At 54.1% G+C, this 19,140-nt stretch carries 16 protein-coding genes; 10 read left to right on the top strand and 6 right to left on the bottom strand.

Annotated features, from left to right (window positions below; genetic code table 11):
• Positions 1–19 precede the first annotated feature (19 nt).
• Positions 20–3,703, top strand: a complete 3,684-nt coding sequence (gene metH / locus HV302_RS23895) for a methionine synthase (protein ID WP_181626659.1) — start codon at positions 20–22, stop codon at positions 3,701–3,703.
• 213 nt (positions 3,704–3,916) lie between these two features.
• On the top strand, positions 3,917–5,548 hold the full coding sequence (locus HV302_RS23890; RefSeq protein ID WP_016155327.1) for a Na/Pi cotransporter family protein: 1,632 nt from the start codon (positions 3,917–3,919) through the stop codon (positions 5,546–5,548).
• Between the two features lie 56 nt (positions 5,549–5,604).
• On the opposite strand, the gene pepE is transcribed toward HV302_RS23890, so the two are convergent.
• Both pepE and HV302_RS23880 read right to left on the bottom strand, forming a co-directional pair.
• Complete coding sequence (gene pepE, locus HV302_RS23885; RefSeq protein ID WP_016155430.1) at positions 5,605–6,294, bottom strand: dipeptidase PepE; 690 nt, start codon at positions 6,292–6,294, stop codon at positions 5,605–5,607.
• 177 nt (positions 6,295–6,471) lie between these two features.
• Positions 6,472–6,870, bottom strand: a complete 399-nt coding sequence (locus HV302_RS23880; RefSeq protein WP_181626658.1) for a rhodanese-like domain-containing protein — start codon at positions 6,868–6,870, stop codon at positions 6,472–6,474.
• 84 nt (positions 6,871–6,954) lie between these two features.
• Here HV302_RS23880 and ftrA point away from each other — a divergent pair, with 84 nt between their 5' ends.
• Positions 6,955–7,935, top strand: coding sequence for a transcriptional regulator FtrA (ftrA, locus tag HV302_RS23875; protein WP_181626657.1), 981 nt, complete (start codon positions 6,955–6,957; stop codon positions 7,933–7,935).
• Between the two features lie 68 nt (positions 7,936–8,003).
• Positions 8,004–8,879 carry a 23S rRNA pseudouridine(2604) synthase RluF gene (rluF, locus tag HV302_RS23870; protein WP_016155331.1) on the top strand — a complete coding sequence of 292 codons (876 nt, stop codon included), beginning with the start codon at positions 8,004–8,006 and terminating at the stop codon, positions 8,877–8,879.
• Here the strand turns inward: rluF and HV302_RS23865 are convergent.
• The 3 genes from HV302_RS23865 to lysC all read right to left on the bottom strand — a co-directional run bounded on the left by HV302_RS23865 (position 8,876) and on the right by lysC (position 11,618).
• A complete protein-coding gene (locus HV302_RS23865; RefSeq protein WP_003826541.1) occupies positions 8,876–9,148 on the bottom strand; it encodes a DUF3811 domain-containing protein in 273 nt (90 codons plus the stop codon). The genes rluF and HV302_RS23865 overlap by 4 nt on opposite strands.
• Before the next feature lie 101 nt (positions 9,149–9,249).
• Complete coding sequence (gene panS / locus HV302_RS23860; protein WP_181626656.1) at positions 9,250–10,176, bottom strand: ketopantoate/pantoate/pantothenate transporter PanS; 927 nt, start codon at positions 10,174–10,176, stop codon at positions 9,250–9,252.
• 92 nt (positions 10,177–10,268) lie between these two features.
• A complete protein-coding gene (gene lysC / locus HV302_RS23855) occupies positions 10,269–11,618 on the bottom strand; it encodes a lysine-sensitive aspartokinase 3 (RefSeq protein WP_016155333.1) in 1,350 nt (449 codons plus the stop codon).
• Between the two features lie 302 nt (positions 11,619–11,920).
• On the opposite strand from lysC, the gene pgi reads away from it, so the two are divergent.
• The 5 genes from pgi to HV302_RS23830 all read left to right on the top strand — a co-directional run bounded on the left by pgi (position 11,921) and on the right by HV302_RS23830 (position 17,811).
• The gene (gene pgi, locus HV302_RS23850; protein ID WP_016155434.1) at positions 11,921–13,567 is read left to right on the top strand and encodes a glucose-6-phosphate isomerase; all 1,647 of its coding nucleotides are present in this window, start codon (positions 11,921–11,923) and stop codon (positions 13,565–13,567) included.
• 469 nt (positions 13,568–14,036) lie between these two features.
• Positions 14,037–14,279, top strand: coding sequence for an exopolysaccharide production protein YjbE (gene yjbE, locus HV302_RS23845; RefSeq protein WP_003826562.1), 243 nt, complete (start codon positions 14,037–14,039; stop codon positions 14,277–14,279).
• Positions 14,280–14,342: 63 nt separating this feature from the next.
• On the top strand, positions 14,343–14,981 hold the full coding sequence (locus HV302_RS23840; RefSeq protein ID WP_046275310.1) for a YjbF family lipoprotein: 639 nt from the start codon (positions 14,343–14,345) through the stop codon (positions 14,979–14,981).
• Positions 14,978–15,715, top strand: a complete 738-nt coding sequence (locus HV302_RS23835) for a capsule biosynthesis GfcC family protein (protein ID WP_016155437.1) — start codon at positions 14,978–14,980, stop codon at positions 15,713–15,715. Before HV302_RS23840 ends, HV302_RS23835 begins: the two co-directional genes overlap by 4 nt.
• Positions 15,715–17,811: a YjbH domain-containing protein gene (locus HV302_RS23830; RefSeq protein ID WP_075848856.1), complete on the top strand. Its 2,097-nt coding sequence runs from the start codon at positions 15,715–15,717 to the stop codon at positions 17,809–17,811. The genes HV302_RS23835 and HV302_RS23830 overlap by 1 nt, the downstream gene beginning before the upstream one ends.
• 34 nt (positions 17,812–17,845) lie before the next feature.
• Here the strand turns inward: HV302_RS23830 and HV302_RS23825 are convergent, their stop codons facing one another.
• The gene (locus HV302_RS23825) at positions 17,846–18,298 is read right to left on the bottom strand and encodes an acyltransferase (protein WP_016155439.1); all 453 of its coding nucleotides are present in this window, start codon (positions 18,296–18,298) and stop codon (positions 17,846–17,848) included.
• Positions 18,299–18,436: 138 nt separating this feature from the next.
• Here HV302_RS23825 and psiE point away from each other — a divergent pair, with 138 nt between their 5' ends.
• Positions 18,437–18,847 (top strand): phosphate-starvation-inducible protein PsiE, encoded by a 411-nt coding sequence (psiE, locus tag HV302_RS23820; RefSeq protein WP_003031674.1) that lies wholly within the window; start codon positions 18,437–18,439, stop codon positions 18,845–18,847.
• Positions 18,848–19,140: the final 293 nt, after the last annotated feature.

Below are 19,140 nucleotides of genomic sequence, written 5' to 3'. Positions count from 1 at the left end.
AGCGTTGTCGGGAGCGAGTGTGAGCAGCAAAGTTGAACAATTACGTCAGCAGTTAAATGAACGTATTCTGGTGCTGGACGGCGGTATGGGCACCATGATCCAGGGATATCGTCTGAGCGAAGAGGATTTCCGCGGCGAACGCTTTGCCGACTGGCCGTGCGATCTGAAAGGCAATAACGACCTGTTGGTGCTCAGCAAACCTGAGGTGATCGCCGCCATCCATAACGCCTATTTTGAGGCGGGCGCGGATATCATCGAAACCAACACCTTTAACTCCACGACGATCGCCATGGCGGATTACCAGATGGAATCCCTGTCGGCGGAAATCAACTTTGCAGCAGCCAAACTGGCGCGCGCGGCGGCAGACGAATGGACGGCACGCACACCGGAAAAACCGCGCTATGTCGCGGGCGTGCTTGGCCCAACCAACCGTACGGCGTCTATCTCGCCTGACGTCAACGACCCGGCTTACCGCAATATTACCTTTGATCAGCTGGTGGCCGCCTACCGTGAATCCACCAAAGCGCTGGTGGAAGGTGGCAGCGACCTGATCCTGATTGAAACCGTCTTCGATACCCTGAACGCCAAAGCCGCTATTTTCGCGGTTAAAACCGAGTTCGAAGCGCTGGGCGTTGAGTTGCCGATTATGCTCTCCGGCACCATCACCGATGCTTCCGGGCGTACGCTCTCCGGTCAGACAACGGAAGCGTTCTATAACTCACTGCGCCACGCCGATGCGCTGACCTTCGGTCTGAACTGCGCCTTAGGCCCTGACGAGTTGCGCCAGTACGTGCAGGAGCTGTCGCGCATTGCCGAATGCTACGTTACCGCGCACCCGAACGCCGGGTTGCCGAACGCCTTTGGCGAATACGATCTTGATGCAGACACTATGGCGGCGCAAATACGCGAGTGGGCGCAAGCGGGCTTCCTCAACGTGGTCGGCGGCTGCTGCGGCACCACGCCGGAACACATCGCCGCGATGAGCCGCGCAGTGGAAGGCTTGCCGCCGCGCCGCTTGCCGGAAATCCCGGTAGCCTGCCGTCTGTCTGGCCTTGAACCGTTGAATATTGGCGACGATAGCCTGTTTGTGAACGTCGGCGAGCGTACCAACGTCACCGGTTCGGCGAAATTTAAGCGACTGATCAAAGAAGAGAAATACAACGAAGCGCTGGATGTCGCCCGTCAGCAGGTGGAAAGCGGCGCACAGATTATCGATATCAACATGGATGAGGGGATGCTCGACGCCGAAGCGGCGATGGTGCGTTTTCTCAACCTTATCGCCGGTGAGCCGGATATCGCCCGAGTGCCGATTATGATCGACTCCTCGAAATGGGACGTCATCGAAAAAGGGCTGAAGTGCATTCAGGGTAAAGGCATCGTTAACTCCATCTCGATGAAAGAGGGGGTTGAGACCTTTATCCACCACGCGAAGTTGCTGCGACGCTACGGTGCCGCAGTGGTGGTGATGGCCTTTGACGAGCAGGGGCAGGCCGACACCCGCGCGCGTAAAATTGAGATTTGCCGGCGGGCGTACAACATTCTTACCGAAGAGGTAGGCTTCCCGCCGGAAGACATCATCTTCGACCCGAACATCTTTGCGGTCGCGACCGGGATTGATGAGCACAACAACTACGCCCAGGACTTTATCGGCGCCTGTGAGGACATCAAACGCGAACTACCGCACGCGCTGATCTCCGGTGGCGTCTCCAACGTGTCGTTCTCCTTCCGTGGTAACGACCCGGTTCGTGAAGCCATTCACGCGGTATTCCTTTACTACGCCATTCGCAACGGCATGGACATGGGGATCGTCAACGCCGGACAACTGGCGATCTACGACGACCTGCCCGCCGAGCTGCGCGATGCGGTTGAAGATGTGATCCTCAACCGTCGTGACGATGGCACCGAGCGTCTGCTGGAACTGGCTGAGAAATATCGCGGTAGCAAAACTGATGACACTGCCAATGCCCAGATGGCGGAATGGCGCAGTTGGGACGTGAAAAAGCGCCTCGAATATTCGCTGGTGAAAGGCATTACCGAATTTATTGAGCAGGATACTGAAGAAGCTCGCCAGCAGGCCGCGCGTCCGATCGAGGTGATTGAAGGGCCGCTGATGGACGGGATGAACGTGGTTGGCGATCTGTTTGGCGAGGGAAAAATGTTCCTGCCGCAGGTGGTGAAATCCGCCCGCGTGATGAAGCAGGCGGTGGCCTACCTCGAACCGTACATTGAGGCCAGCAAAGAGAAAGGCTCCAGCAACGGCAAGATGGTCATTGCTACCGTGAAAGGCGATGTGCACGATATCGGCAAAAACATCGTTGGTGTGGTGCTGCAATGTAACAACTACGAAATCGTCGATCTTGGCGTGATGGTGCCAGCGGAGAAAATCCTCAGAACGGCACGTGAAGTGAATGCCGATCTGATTGGTCTTTCCGGGCTGATTACCCCGTCGCTGGACGAAATGGTCAACGTGGCGAAAGAGATGGAGCGTCAGGGGTTCACTATTCCGTTGCTGATTGGCGGCGCGACCACCTCAAAAGCGCACACGGCGGTGAAAATCGAGCAGAACTACAGTGGCCCGACGGTTTATGTGCAGAACGCCTCGCGTACCGTTGGCGTAGTTGCCGCACTCCTCTCTGACACTCAGCGCGATGACTTTGTCGCCCGTACGCGTAAAGAGTACGAAACCGTGCGTATCCAGCATGCGCGTAAGAAACCGCGGACCCCACCAGTAACGTTACAGGCTGCCCGCGACAACGATCTGGCCTTCGACTGGGAAAACTACACGCCGCCGGTGGCGCACCGCCTCGGCGTACAGAGCGTTGAAACCAGTATCGAAACGCTGCGCAACTACATCGACTGGACGCCGTTCTTTATGACCTGGTCGCTGGCCGGGAAATACCCGCGCATCCTCGAAGATGAGGTGGTGGGAGAAGAGGCGAAACGTCTGTTCAAAGACGCCAATGACATGCTGGATAAACTCAGCGCTGAGAAGACCCTGAATCCCCGCGGCGTGGTGGGCTTGTTCCCGGCTAACCGCGTGGGGGACGACATCGAGATTTACCGTGACGAGACGCGTACGCACGTCATCAACGTCAGTCATCACCTGCGCCAGCAGACGGAAAAAGTCGGTTTCGCCAACTACTGCCTGTCTGACTTTGTTGCGCCGAAACTGAGCGGCAAAGCGGATTACATCGGTGCTTTCGCAGTTACCGGCGGTCTGGAGGAAGATGCGCTGGCGGACGCCTTCGAAGCCCAGCATGACGACTACAACAAGATCATGGTGAAAGCGATCGCCGACCGCCTGGCGGAAGCGTTCGCGGAATATCTGCACGAGCGCGTGCGTAAAGTCTACTGGGGCTATGCGGCGAATGAGAACCTCAGTAACGAGGAGCTGATCCGCGAAAACTACCAGGGAATTCGCCCGGCACCGGGCTATCCGGCTTGCCCGGAACACACCGAAAAGGCCACCATCTGGGAACTGCTGGATGTAGAAGCGCACACCGGGATGAAGCTCACCGAATCCTTCGCGATGTGGCCAGGTGCGTCGGTTTCCGGCTGGTATTTCAGTCATCCAGACAGCAAGTACTACGCCGTGGCGCAAATCCAGCGCGATCAGGTTGAAGATTACGCCTTCCGTAAAGGCATGAGCGTGGCGGAAGTCGAACGTTGGTTAGCGCCTAATCTGGGCTATGACGCTGACTGATTCACAAAACTGTCATCTTTATTTACAACAAACAGGGCACTCAATGAGTGCCTTGTCTCTTTATTACGTTTAAACCCTTATACTGAAAGAACGTTCATCGGTACTGCTTGCCGGATGGCACATTTTTGTCGGCCTGATAAGCGTGGCGTCATCAGGTGTTATGTCATCACTATGAACCTCAGGAACATATAACGATAAGGAGAACCTGATTCCGTGCTAACTCTGTTACACCTGCTTTCTGCTGTCTCTATGCTGGTTTGGGGTACTCATATTGTGCGCACCGGCGTGATGCGCGTCTTCGGCGCCCGTTTGCGTACCGTTCTCAGCCGTAGCGTTGAAAAGAAGCCGCTCGCCTTTTGTGCGGGTATCGGCGTGACGGCGCTGGTGCAAAGCAGCAACGCCACCACCATGCTGGTGACCTCGTTTGTCGCTCAGGACCTCGTCGCGCTCACCCCTGCGCTGGTGATTGTACTCGGCGCCGACGTCGGGACCGCGCTGATGGCGCGTATCCTGACCTTCGATCTCTCCTGGCTGTCGCCACTGCTGATTTTTATCGGCGTGATCTTCTTTCTCGGACGTAAGCAGTCCCGTGTGGGGCAACTGGGGCGGGTTGGTATTGGACTGGGGTTGATTTTACTGGCGCTGGAACTGATTGTGCAGGCGGTAACACCGATCACCCAGGCTAACGGCGTACAGGTTATTTTCGCCTCGCTCACCGGCGATATTATGCTGGATGCGCTGATCGGCGCTATGTTCGCGATTATCAGTTACTCCAGCCTTGCGGCGGTGCTGCTGACGGCAACGCTGACCGCGGCAGGCATTATCTCGTTCCCGGTGGCGTTGTGTCTGGTGATTGGCGCCAACCTCGGCTCTGGCCTGCTGGCGATGCTTAATAACAGCGCCGCTAACGCCGCTGCCCGCCGTGTGGCGCTCGGTAGCCTGCTGTTTAAGCTGGTGGGCAGCCTGATTATCCTGCCGTTTGTTCATCCGTTGGCAAATCTGATGGATGAACTGCCGCTGCCGAAATCTGAACTGGTTATTTACTTCCATGTCTTCTACAACCTGGTGCGCTGCGTGGCGATGGTGCCGTTTGCAGAACCGATGGCGCGTTTTTGTAAGCGCATCATCCGCGATGAGCCGGAGCTGGATGCGCATCTGAAGCCCAAGCATCTGGACGTCAGTGCGCTGGATACGCCGACGCTGGCCCTGGCCAATGCCGCTCGTGAAGCTCTGCGCATCGGCGACGCGATGGAGCAGATGATGGACGGGCTGAAGAAGGTGATGCACGGCGAGCCGCGTGAAGAGAAAGAGCTGCGCAGGATGGCGGACGACATTAACGTGCTATACACGGCAATCAAGCTTTATCTGGCGCGGATGCCAAAGGATGAACTGGCGGAAGAGGAATCACGCCGTTGGGCGGAGATTATCGAAATGTCGCTTAACCTCGAGCAGGCTTCCGATATTGTCGAACGTATGGGCAGTGAGATAGCGGATAAGTCGCTGGCTGCCCGTCGCGCATTCTCCGTGGAAGGATTGAAAGAGCTGGATGCGCTCTTCGATCAGCTGCTCAGCAATCTGCAGCTGGCGATGTCGGTGTTCTTCTCTGGTGACGTGACCAGCGCCCGACGTCTGCGCCGTAGCAAGCACCGTTTCCGTATTCTCAACCGTCGTTATTCGCATGCGCACGTTGACCGTCTGCATCAGCAGAACGTGCAGAGCATCGAGACCAGCTCCTTGCACCTGGCGCTGCTGGGCGATATGCAGCGTCTGAACTCGCTGTTTTGTTCCGTGGCCTATAGCGTGCTGGAACAGCCGGATGAGGACGATGAGCGCGACGATTATTGAGTGAGGTGGACCGGTTGGCCGGATAAGGCATTTATGCCGTTATCCGGCAACGTCGGTTAGAAGCAGTGACCTGCTTCGAGGGCAACCGCGTCTTCACCTGCTTTAAAGACGTAAGTAGTGTTCGGACCGCCAAGAACCGCCTGGCCGTTACTCACCTTAATCCAGTTTCCTTCCGGCAAACCAATTACCGTCAGCTCTGGTGCCACAACCAGAAGCTCGCGAATACGCTGTTCACGCGTTTCGCCTTTGTGGCCTTCCGGAAGCGCATTGGTGAAATGTGGGTTAATCTGCAGCGGGAACAGACCCAGGGCATCAAAACCTTTTGGATCGACAATCGGCATGTCGTTGGTGGTGCGGATGGTCTGGCAGGCGAGGTTAGAACCTGCGCTCCAGCCGATGTACAGCGCACCGCGTTTGACGACATCCACAATCGGCGCCAGCAGTCCGCGCTCGCGGCTCTCTTTCAGTAACTGGAAGGTGTTACCCCCGCCGACAATCACCAGCTCTGCGTTTTCAATGGCAGCGATCGGATCGGCAACGGTATGAATGCCAGTAACGTTGACGCCCATTGGCGCAAAGATGGCTGCCGTTTTCGCCGTGTATTCATCCCAGGTTTGCGTCACGCCAGCGAACGGAATAAACACCGCCGTACGGCGACCATTCAGCTGCTCAGCAATCAGCGGTAGCGCATGTTCCATCCAGCCTTTGCCCGGCAGCGTCGAGTTACTCAATAAAAGCAGTTCCATCATTTCTCCATGTAATCAGAAAATTACAAACCGCGCTAATGCTACCACTATCAGCGTAACGCCTTACTGATATGGCTCACGATGTTGGAAGGGGGGAAAGCCGAACGGGTTAACCACAACCTCCTGTTGGAAAAGCCCGTTCGGACTTAACAACGATCAATCTATTGAAACAGCGTCCTATTGCGTAGTGGCAAACGCCTGGCCTTCGTCCTCCCAGCCCTTAATACCACCAATCATTATTTTCACCGGTCGACCTAGCTGCGCCAACTTCAGCGCCGCACGATCGGCCCCGTTACAGTGTGGGCCAGCGCAATAGACGACAAACAGTGTGTCCTGTGGCCATTTTTTCAAGGATTCCGTATTTATCAGTCGATGGGGAAGATGAATCGCGCCAGGGATATGACAACGGGAAAAACTCTCTGCACTCCCCACTACATGTAAAAGCACAAAATCTTTGTCGTCAGCAGCCATCGCGGAATGAACGTCAGAACAATCCGTCTCCATATTCAGACGTTGCTGGAAATGGGCGATAGCTTGTGCAGATGAAGCGGCTGGAATATCAGTTACGGTACTCATATTGTTGTTTTCTCTTGTGGTGAAATCAGCTGTTGTGTTACCTCTTATCTCATCAAAAAATTAACCTCGAAACACCCTCTGACCATGACAGATTCCGCCAGGATCATGACAACATCTTCTCGCCCGTTGGTCGTTGCACTCGCTTATGACGGGTTATGTACTTTCGAGTTTGGCGTCGCAGTGGAAGTTTTTGGGCTTCCGCGACCTGAACTGGGAGAGGGCTGGTATCGTTTTGCCGTGGCTTCGGTTGATCAAGGTGAATTAAGGGCAACTGGCGGGGTTCGTATCGTTGTGGACGGTGGATATGAATTGCTGCAAGAAGCAGACACTATTGTCATTCCTGGCTGGCGTGACGTGAGCTCACCGGTCCCAGAAGCATTATGCGATGCGCTTCGTGAAGCACATCAACGCGGTTGTCGAGTCATCTCTATCTGTTCTGGTGTATTTGTTCTGGCTGCGGCAGGTTTGCTGGATGACCGTAAGGCGACGACGCACTGGCGTTACGTCAGTGAACTCCAGCGACGCTTTCCCGCCATCAACGTTGTGGAAGATGTCCTGTATGTCGGTGACCACGACGTGCTCACTTCGGCAGGTAGTGCGGCAGGGATTGATTTATGTTTGCATGTGGTGCGCACTGATTTTGGACTTGAGGTTGCCAATAACGTGGCCCGTCGCCTGGTGCTGCAGCCCCACAGGGATGGCAGCCAGACTCAGCAGCAATTGCGTCCTGTTGCCCGCAGTCGGGAAAGCCAGCGTTTTGGTCTTTTGCTTGACTGGTTACATAACAATATCGCGCAGAAGCATACCCTTGACGCTCTGGCCAGCCAGGTCGGTATGAGTCCCCGAACGTTGATGCGGCGATTTCAGGAGTCAACGGGGCTTACTCCCGCACGTTGGCTGATGAATGAACGGCTAAACCGTGCGCAGCAGGCGCTCAATACATCCCATATCAGTATTGAGCAGATCGCGCAGCAAACCGGGTTCGGCAGCGCAAACTCTTTGCGTTACCACTTTCAAAAACGATTTGGTATCAGCCCGCAGGCATTACGTAATCAGATGCGATAGCACATTTTCACGCTCTGCTTTTTTATCCCCCGCAAGGTAGGGTATATTTCGCTGTCAAAGGAGAAATTATGCTGCCCGACTCATCCATCCGATTAAATAAATACATCAGTGAAAGCGGAATCTGCTCGCGCCGCGAGGCGGATCGCTTTATCGAACAAGGGAATGTCTTCCTGAATGGTAAACGCGCCACCATTGGCGATCAGGTGATGCCTGGCGACGTCGTAAAAGTAAATGGTCGGTTGATTGAGCCGCGTGAAGCGGAAGATCTGGTTTTTATCGCGCTGAACAAGCCGGTAGGGATTGTCAGCACCACTGAAGACAGCGAACGCGACAACATTGTTGATTTCGTTAACCACAGCAAGCGCGTGTTCCCAATCGGTCGTCTGGACAAAGATTCCCAGGGGCTTATCTTTCTGACCAACCACGGCGACCTGGTGAATAAAATCCTGCGTGCCGGTAACGATCACGAAAAAGAGTATCTGGTGACGGTAGATAAGCCGGTCACTGATGACTTTATCCGTGGAATGAGTGCCGGTGTGCCAATCCTTGGCACCGTTACCAAGAAATGTAAGGTCAAGAAAGAAGCGCCGTTTGTGTTTCGCATCACGCTGATTCAGGGGCTGAACCGCCAGATCCGTCGTATGTGCGAGCACTTTGGCTATGAAGTTACTAAGCTTGAGCGTACACGTATCATGAACGTTGGTCTGTCCGGCCTGCCGCTGGGTGAGTGGCGCGACCTGACGGATGACGAACTGATCGACCTGTTCAAGCTGATTGAGAACTCGTCCTCAGAAGCCAAACCGAAGGCGAAAGCGAAGCCAAAAACCGCAGGCATTAAGCGCCCGGTGGTGAAAATCGAAAAATCGGCTGAGAAAGAGAAATCGCGCCCGGCGGCAAACGGGAAGCGTTTTACCTCGCCGGGGCGTAAGAAGAAAGGGCGTTAACGTCTGCCGCGCGTTGGCGTATTCGCTGACCAGGAAAATGATGCTTCCGCATCCGGTTTATAAGCCTGCTTTTTCTTCAACTGGCGGGCTTTTTTAGCTTCTGCTTCGCGCAAGGCCATCAGTTTATCGATGTACTCTTTCTTGATGCTGTTGGTCTCAGCGTTGGTCAGCAGTCGACCATGCGCAATGCGCGCGCGGTCGAGCAGCGTTTTCAGTTCACGCTGTTCGCGCTCGGTCATCTCTTTTTGGGTAATGCGGGGGAGTGCCATAAGGGTGCCCTCTGTTAGCCGATATTCGCAGTGTACGGCAAAGTGCAGAGGCTGGGTAGGCCGGATAAGGTGTTAGCCGCTATCCGGCCTGCCGCCGCCAATTAGCGGCGTTCTTTTTCTTCAATCGGTTTACCGGACCAGTAACCTGCCAGCAGCGAACCGGAAAGGTTATGCCAGACCGAGAACAACGCGCCGGGCAGGGCCGCAAGCGGGCCAAAGTAGATTTTGCCCAGCGCAGCGGCAAGCCCTGAATTCTGCATGCCCACTTCAATAGCCAACGTACGACAGGTTGACTCGTCGAAACCAAACAGTTTTCCGCCCCAGTAGCCGCCGAGCAAGCCTATGGTGTTATGCAGGATCACGGCGATAATCACCACAAAGCCGACAGACGCAATGTGCGAGGCGGAACCCGCCACGACGGCGCTGATGATCGCCAGGATGCACACCATAGAAAACGCCGGCAGATACGGTTCCACGGCTTTTACGACGCGTGGGAACAGATGGTGAATGACCAGTCCCAAAGCAATCGGAATGACCACGATCTGCAGAATACTCAGCAGCATACCCATCACATCCACCTGGATATGCGCGTCGACATACAGCCGTGTCAGCAGCGGCGTGGCGACAACGCCGACCAGCGTTGAAACCGATGAAATAGTCACGGAGAGTGCCACATCACCTTTTGCCAGATAGATCATGACGTTCGATGCGGTTCCGCTGGCGACGCTACCGACCAGCACCATCCCTGCCGACAGTTCCGGCGGCATATTAAATGCCAGCGCCAAAATCCATGCGGCGAGCGGCATCACCAGATAGTGCAGGAAAATACCCGCTGCGACCGGTGCGGGGCGTGAAAGTACGCGTTTAAAGTCGTCCACCTTCAGGTGAACGCCCATGCCGAACATGATCAGCATCAGCAACGCCGGTACGAATGGCCCGACAGGCGTAAAGGTGGAGGGCGTGTAATACGCAATAACAGAGAGCAGCAGCGCCCATAACGGGAACAGCCGCGTGAGAGTAGCGAGCATGTTATCTTCCTTGCGATTGAAATGTGTTGTGTTGTTATAAAAAAGCCGGGTTCGAGCCCGGCTATAGTTATTGTTTATCGCGTGATGAAATATTATTCAAACAAATTATGATGTAGCTTCTGTACCACCTGTTCAGCTTCGCTACCGGGCACCAGGAAGCACAGGTTATGGCTGGACGCGCCGTAGCAAATCATGCGGATGTTGAACGGCTCCAGTACACCAAACACCTCTTTACCCACGCCGCAGGCTTTGGACAGGTCGTTGCCAATCAACGCCACCAGCGCCAGGCCTTCTTCGACTTCAACCCGGCACAGGGCAGACAGTTCCATCAGCAGAGATTGCGTTAACAGCGTATCGCCGGTGGAGGTTGAACCGGTGGTATCCAGCGTCAGCGCCACGCTGACTTCTGATGTGGTAATTAAATCTACCGAGATATTGTGGCGTGCAAGGATGCCGAACACTTCTGCTAAAAAGCCGCGAGAGTGCAGCATATTCAGGCTATGCAGCGTCAGCAGCGTCTGCTTACGGCGTAGCGCCAGCGCACGGAACAGCGGTGGATTCGCGGTTTTATTGCAGACCAGCGTACCGCCTGCTTTTGGATCCTTGCTGGAGCCAACAAATACCGGGATATCGCTACGTACGGCCGGCAACAGGGTTGCCGGGTGCAGCACTTTCGCGCCAAAGGTCGCCATTTCCGCGGCCTCTTCAAAGGCGATTTCATCAATACGCTGCGCTGCAGGAACAACGCGCGGATCGGTAGTGTAAATGCCAGGAACATCGGTCCAGATATCGACGCGCGTTGCGTGCAGCGCTTCGGCCAGCAGGGCGGCTGTATAATCGCTACCGCCGCGCCCCAACGTGGTGGTGCGGCCTTTGCCTTCGCTGCCGATAAAACCCTGAGTGATTACCAGACCTTCGCTCAGACGCGGGGCCAACTGAAGCGTTGCCAGTTCAGCCAGCGCCGCGACGTCGGGTTCTGCGCGACCAAAACGATCGTTGGTGCGCATCACTTTACGCACGTCAAACCACTGCGCTTGCACGTTGCGTTCACGCAGGATCTCGACGAACAACAGGGTAGACATCAGTTCACCGTGGCTGACCAGTTCGTCGGTCAGGGCGGTTGAGGTCGCCAGTGACGCCGCTTCTGCCAGCGTGGTGATGTTTTCCAGCAGACGTTCAATCTCTTCACGAATTACGTTTGGATAACGCAGGCGTTCCAGAATATTGAACTGAATTTGACGAATGGCGTCGAGTTTTTCGAAGCGCTCGGTTGGCTCCAGCCCTTCAGCCAGTGCGACCAGCAGGTTGGTAATTCCAGCGGAAGCGGAAAGTACCACTACACGGACGTTAGCATCAGAAAGCACCACATCAGCGCTGCGATTCATGGCATCAAAATCCGCCACGCTGGTACCGCCAAACTTGGAGACAACTACATCAGTCATAACTACCTCGTGTCAGGGAATGAATAGAGCGACCATGGCACATAAGGCAGAACGAAAACCGGTGCAGGCGCAAATGCAAATACCGTATTTATAAATAAAATGTGTAGCTTGCACTGTCAACGCTGGGATTATGCGGATTTTTCATGCTGCGTTTCCGTTCAGTAACAGCGCTTATAACATCTATACTTTTTACCCTGGTTCGATGGATACAAGGGCGATGGCATTAAAACAATCACACTTTTCTGTGACTGGCGTTACAATCGATCTCAGTCACAATTCTCAAAATCAGAAGAGTATTGCTAATGAAAAACATCAATCCAACGCAGACCTCAGCCTGGCAGGCACTACAAAAACACTTTGAAGAGATGAAAGACGTTACTATCGCGGATCTGTTCGCGAAAGATAGCGATCGTTTCGCTAAATTTTCCGCTACGTTTGACGATCTGATGCTGGTGGATTTCTCCAAAAACCGCATCACTGAAGAGACGCTGGCTAAACTGCAGGATCTGGCGAAAGAGACCGATTTGGCAGGCGCCATCAAGTCCATGTTCTCCGGTGAGAAAATTAACCGCACTGAAGACCGTGCCGTGCTGCACGTGGCGCTGCGCAACCGTAGCAACACTCCAATCATCGTTGACGGCAAAGATGTGATGCCGGAAGTGAATGCGGTGCTGGAGAAGATGAAATCCTTCTCTGAAGCGATTATCTCCGGAAGCTGGAAAGGCTATACCGGTAAAGCCATTACTGATGTCGTGAACATCGGTATCGGCGGTTCAGACCTCGGCCCGTTCATGGTGACCGAAGCGCTGCGCCCGTACAAAAATCACCTGAACATGCATTTTGTGTCTAACGTCGATGGTACGCACATTGCCGAAGTGCTGAAGAAAGTGAATCCGGAGACTACGCTGTTCCTGGTCGCTTCCAAAACCTTCACCACTCAGGAAACCATGACTAACGCCCACAGCGCGCGCGACTGGTTCCTGGCGACCGCTGGCGACAACAAGCACGTTGCCAAACACTTCGCAGCGCTCTCCACTAACGGTAAAGCGGTTGGCGAGTTCGGTATTGATACCGCCAATATGTTCGAGTTCTGGGACTGGGTTGGCGGTCGTTACTCCCTGTGGTCTGCAATCGGTCTGTCCATCATCCTTTCTGTGGGCTTCGACAACTTTGTTGAGCTGCTTTCTGGCGCGCACGCCATGGACAAACACTTCTCCACCACTCCGGCGGAGAAAAACCTGCCGGTGCTGCTGGCGCTGATCGGTATCTGGTACAACAATTTCTTCGGTGCTGAAACCGAAGCGATTCTGCCGTACGACCAGTATATGCACCGTTTCGCGGCCTACTTCCAGCAGGGCAATATGGAATCCAACGGTAAATACGTTGACCGTAACGGCAATGCGGTGGATTACCAGACAGGCCCAATCATCTGGGGTGAGCCGGGTACTAACGGTCAGCATGCGTTCTACCAGCTGATTCATCAGGGTACCAAAATGGTGCCGTGCGATTTCATCGCTCCGGCAATCACCCACAACCCGCTGTCGGATCACCATCCGAAACTGCTGTCTAACTTCTTCGCCCAGACCGAAGCGCTGGCTTTTGGTAAATCTCGTGAAGTGGTTGAGCAGGAATACCGCGACCAGGGTAAAGATCCGGCAACGCTTGACCACGTTGTGCCGTTCAAAGTGTTCGAAGGTAACCGTCCAACTAACTCCATCCTGCTGCGCGAAATCACACCGTTCAGCCTGGGTGCGCTGATTGCACTGTACGAGCACAAAATCTTCACTCAGGGCGCGATCCTGAATATCTTCACCTTTGACCAGTGGGGCGTTGAGCTGGGCAAACAGCTGGCGAATCGCATTCTGCCAGAGCTGAATGATGATAAAGAAATCACCAGCCATGATTGCTCAACTAACGGTTTGATTAACCGTTATAAGTCCTGGCGTTAATCTGCTTCTTCCTTCGAGCCGCAGCGGTGTTGGCTGCGTTCGTTAACCCCGGTCACATAGCTATCTATGCTCCCGGGGATTAACGGTCTTGCCGCCTTGTTGCAATTCGAATGAATTTGCAGATTACTTATAAAAAAAGCCGATATTAATATCGGCTTTTTTATAATCTGGCGCCCGAATATCTACGTTTTTGCTTTACACCTTTATTGAGCTTAATCCTAAAATAATTCATTCTACGTTATCGCGTTTCTGATGTTTTCAGAATTACCGGGTATTGCGTTTCTGTTTTTATATTTTAACTTTTTGATTTTATTGATTTAATTATCTGCCGTTAATCATTTTATTTCTTGCTATCTAATTATCCTAAATTCCCGCCTGGCGTAATTTGCACACTTTGGCTTGTGTATACTCGATCTCGCCCGAAATTCTTTTGGGTAAATCTCCATTCATACAATGAAGGGAATTTGTGATGAAAAAAGTTCTGTATGGCCTTTGGGCTATATCTGCGCTTGCGGCGACTTCTGTCTATGCTGCCCCCGTTCAGGTGGGTGAGGCTGCAGGGTCGGCTGCCGCGTCGGTTTCGGCAGGAAGTTCCTCCGCAACCAGCGTGAGCACCGTAAGTTCTGCGGTGGGGGTTGCCCTTGCGGCAACCGGTGGCGGCGATGGTTCTAACACCGGAACCACAACCACCACAACCACCAGTACCCAGTAATACCGGTACGTTTAATTCTAACCACACTTCGGTGTGGTTATTTTGCCGCTGCGGAGAAATGTCGTGAAGCGACCAGCGCTGATAATGGTTTGCCTGTTATTACAGGCGTGCTCAGCCACCACCGAAGGGCTGGGTCATTCGCTATGGGATAGCGTGTTTGGTACTCCCGGCGTACAGATGACGGACGATGAAATCAAAAACATGCCCTACGCCAGCCAGTACATGCAGCTCAACGGCGGCCCACAACTGTTTGTGGTACTCGCGTTCGCGGAAAACGGACAGCAGAAATGGGTGACTCAGGATCGGGCCATTCTCGTCACGCAGTCTGGGCGCATGGTGAAAACGCATCTCGGCGGGGATAACCTGATCGAGGTGAATAATCTCGCGGCAGATCCGCTCATCAAACCAAACCAGATAGTTGATGGGGCAACGTGGACTCGCACGATGGGCTGGACCGAACATCAGCAGGTGCGCTATGCCACCGCCCGCTCGGTTTTCGAATGGGATGGCACTGACACCATTAAGGTGGGTAGCGAAGATACGCCAGTACGAATCCTTGACGAAGAAGTCACCACCGATCAAACGCGCTGGCATAACCGCTACTGGATCGACAGCGAAGGGCAGATTCGCCAATCGGAACAGTATCTTGGCGCACGTTACTTCCCGGTGAAAACCACGCTGATTAAGGCGGCAAAATCATGATGAAACGAGCCGTTGTGGCGCTGCTATTGAGCCTGAGCGCAGCGTCAGTTTTTGCTGCGGGTAGCGTTAAGGTCTTTACCTCCGCCAGCGAAGAGCCAAAGACGCTGACTGGGGCCGAACATCTGCTCGACCTGGTTGGGCAGCCGCGGTTGAGTAATAGCTGGTGGCCAGGAGCGGTTATCAGCGAAGAGCGGGCAACGACGGAAGCAGAGCGTCAGCAGCAGGCATTACTGGCTCGTCTGGCGATGCTCAGCGCTGAAGAAAGCGGTGACGATGCCGCGGCTATCAACGCATTGCGCCAGCAAATTCAGGCGCTGAAGGTGACCGGCAGACAGAAGATTAATCTCGACCCGGATGTTGTGCGCGTCAGTGAGCGAGGCAACCCGCCGTTGCAGGGCAATTACACGCTGTGGGTCGGACCGCAGCCAACGGATATAACGCTGTTTGGCCTGCTAAGTCATCCGGGTAAACAACCGTTTATACCCGGGCGCGATATCGCCAGCTATCTCGATGAGCAACGTCGGCTCAGCGGCGCAGATCGTAGCTACGCCTGGGTCATCTATCCCGACGGACGCACGCAAAAAGTCCCGGTCGCCTACTGGAACAAACGTCACGTTGAGCCGATGCCCGGCAGCATCATTTTTGTCGGGCTCTCTGATGCTGTCTGGCGCAGCACCCCGGATGAAATCAATGCCGACATTCTTCGCACCCTGACCCAGCGGATACCCGAATAATGAGAAAAACTTATCTGCTCAGCTTACTGGCGCTGGGCGTAAGCGTTGCCTGCCACGGTGAAACCTGGCCCGCGCCCATTGGACCTTCCCAGTCCGATTTTGGCGGCGTGGGACTGCTGCAAACCCCAACCGCACGCATGGCGCGTGAAGGCGAAATGAGCCTTAACTACCGCGATAACGATCAATACCGTTACTACTCTGCGTCGGTACAACTCTTCCCCTGGCTGGAAACCACCCTGCGCTATACCGATGTGCGTACCAAAAAATACAGCGGCGTGGAGTCGTTTTCTGGCGATCAGACTTATAAAGATAAGGCTTTTGATCTCAAACTTCGCCTGTGGGAAGAGAGCTACTGGATGCCGCAGGTGGCGGTTGGCGCGCGGGATATCGGCGGAACCGGCCTGTTTGATGCGGAGTATGTGGTGGCGAACAAAGCCTGGGGCCCGTTTGATTTCTCTCTCGGCCTTGGCTGGGGATATCTCGGGACCAGCGGCAACGTTAGCAATCCGTTTTGCTCATACAGTGATAAATTTTGCCATCGCGATAACAGCTACAAGCAGGCCGGTTCTATTGACGGTAGCCAGATGTTCCACGGCCCGGCGTCGCTGTTTGGCGGCGTAGAGTATCAGACTCCCTGGCAGCCGCTGCGCCTGAAACTGGAGTATGAAGGTAATAATTACCAGCAGGATTTTGCCGGCAAGTTGGATCAGAAGAGCAAGTTTAACGTCGGCGCTATTTATCGCGTCACCGATTGGGCCGACGTTAACCTCAGCTATGAGCGCGGGAACACCTTGATGTTTGGGGTCACGCTGCGGACTAACTTTAACGATCTGCGACCAAACTATAACGACAATACCCGCCCGAAATATCAACCACAGCCGCAGGATGCCATCCTGCAACATTCGGTGGTGGCGAATCAGTTAACGCTACTGAAATATAACGCCGGGCTGGCGGATCCTAAAATTCAGGTGCAGGGCGATACGCTGTATGTGACGGGTGAACAGGTGAAATACCGTGATTCGCGCGAAGGGATCGAGCGTGCTAACCGGATCGTGATGAACGATCTTCCCGATGGGATCCGCACGATCCGCATTACGGAAAACCGCCTTAACTTGCCGCAGGTGACGACCGAAACGGAGGTTTCCAGCCTCAAGCGCCATCTGGAAGGCGAGCCGTTGGGCCATGAAACTCAGCTGGCACAAAAACGCGTCGAACCCGAGGTACCGAAAACGACCGAGCAGGGCTGGTATATTGATAAGTCACGCTTCAATTTCCACATCGATCCGGTGCTAAATCAGTCGGTGGGCGGCCCGGAAAACTTCTATATGTATCAGTTGGGCGTGATGGGAACGGCGGATTTGTGGGTTACCGATCATCTGCTGACCACCGGGAGTTTGTTCGCCAACCTCGCCAATAACTATGACAAGTTTAACTACACCAACCCGCCGCAGGATTCGCATTTACCACGCGTGCGTACCCATGTGCGTGAGTATGTGCAAAACGATGTCTACGTGAATAACCTGCAGGCCAACTACTTCCAGTCACTCGGAAACGGGTTCTACGGACAGGTTTACGGGGGCTATCTGGAAACCATGTACGGCGGAGCGGGGGCAGAAGTGCTGTATCGCCCGCTGGACAGCAACTGGGCGTTTGGTGTTGATGCCAACTACGTGAAACAGCGTGACTGGCGTAGCGCGCAGGACATGATGAAGTTCACCGACTACAGCGTGAAGACCGGGCATTTGACGGCTTACTGGAATCCTTCGTTCGCCCAGGATGTACTGGTGAAAGCCAGCGTGGGGCAATATCTGGCGGGGGATAAGGGCGGAACGCTGGAAGTGGCGAAACGCTTTGACAGCGGCGTAGTGGTGGGTGGTTATGCGACCATCACCGACGCCTCGCCGGATGAGTACGGAGAGGGTGATTTTACCAAAGGGGTGTACGTTTCTGTGCCGCTGGATCTGTTCTCGTCAGGCCCAACCCGCAGTCGTGCGGCGATTGGCTGGACGCCGTTAACACGCGATGGCGGCCAGCAGCTTGGACGTAAGTTTGGTCTGTACGACATGACCAGCGACAGGAGTGAAAAATTCCGCTGATAGATGGCCGGATGGGATCTGCGCTTATCCGGCTCTATAAACGACGTAATAATTTTGCCGGATTTCCCGCATACACGCCTTTCTCGGTGATCGATTTGGTCACCACGCTTCCCGCGCCGACGACCACGCCATCACAGATAGTGACCGCCAGAATGGTCGCTCCGCTGCCGATCGAGACATCGTCGCCAATCGTAATACGTCCCCAACTGTTGCGGTCGGCATTGGGTTTTCCTTCGCGAAACATATCGTTGGCGAACATCACGCCGTGACCGATAAAACAGCGAGCGCCGAGGGTGACATATTCGCAGATGAAGGTGTGCGACTGAATTTTGCTGTCTGCGCCAATCTGCGTATTACCCTGGATTTCAACAAATGGTCCGACAAAAACGTTGTCCCCTAATGTGCAGTCGTAGAGATTTGCGGGTTCATAGATCACCACGTTCTCACCGCAGGTAACGTTGCGAACAGCGGATTGTCTGAGCTGCATAATTCATCCTGTGAAATGTGTCGTGACATACATCATTCCCTGCTGACCTTTCTTGCACAAAATATAAACAAAAAATGTAGATCTCTGTCACATTTTTGCGTTATACAGGAACCTTGCCACTGAGTAAGAGGTGCTGTTATGACGTCGCTATCTCGTCCGCGCGTGGAGTTTATCTCCACTATTTTACAGACCGTGTTGAATCTGGGGTTGCTGAGTCTGGGCCTGATCCTGGTCGTATTCCTCGGGAAAGAAACGCTGCATCTGGCGGATGTGCTGTTCGCGCCGGAACAAACCAGCAAGTATGAACTGGTGGAAGGGCTGGTGGTTTACTTTCTCTACTTTGAATTTATCGCGCTGATTGTGAAGTACTTTCAGTCAGGTTTTCACTTTCCGCTGCGCTACTTTGTCTATATCGGGATCACTGCGATTGTGCGGCTGATCATTGTCGATCATAAAGCGCCGATGGATGTGCTGATCTATTCTGCGGCGATCCTGCTGCTGGTGATCACCCTGTGGCTGTGTAATTCCAAACGGCTGAAGCGAGAGTAAAAGACAACACGCCGCAATTGGGCTGCGGCGTGTTTTGGGTAAAAATTACTGCGCAGAGGCCGGTTGGGTTTTCTCCGCCGCGGGTTCCCACAGTTCTTCAAATTTATCCACCGTCATGATCGCCAATACGGTAAAGCTAAGGTTGATCACGCCGATGGCGATAACGCCTGCGCCAAACTAATTCTGTTTAATTTGTCGAGTTTCAGGCGAAAAATTGATTTGCAGTGATGGGGAGCACGAAAGGAAATAATCGTAAGCGTAATGCAAAATAACATAAAAAAGGGCGCTCCGTA

The organism is Citrobacter sp. RHBSTW-00859 (assembly GCF_013729795.1).
GTDB lineage: Bacteria > Pseudomonadota > Gammaproteobacteria > Enterobacterales > Enterobacteriaceae > Citrobacter > Citrobacter braakii.
The sequence above is the reverse complement of the archived record's forward strand: the minus strand, read 5'-3'. Positions and strand labels throughout refer to the sequence as shown.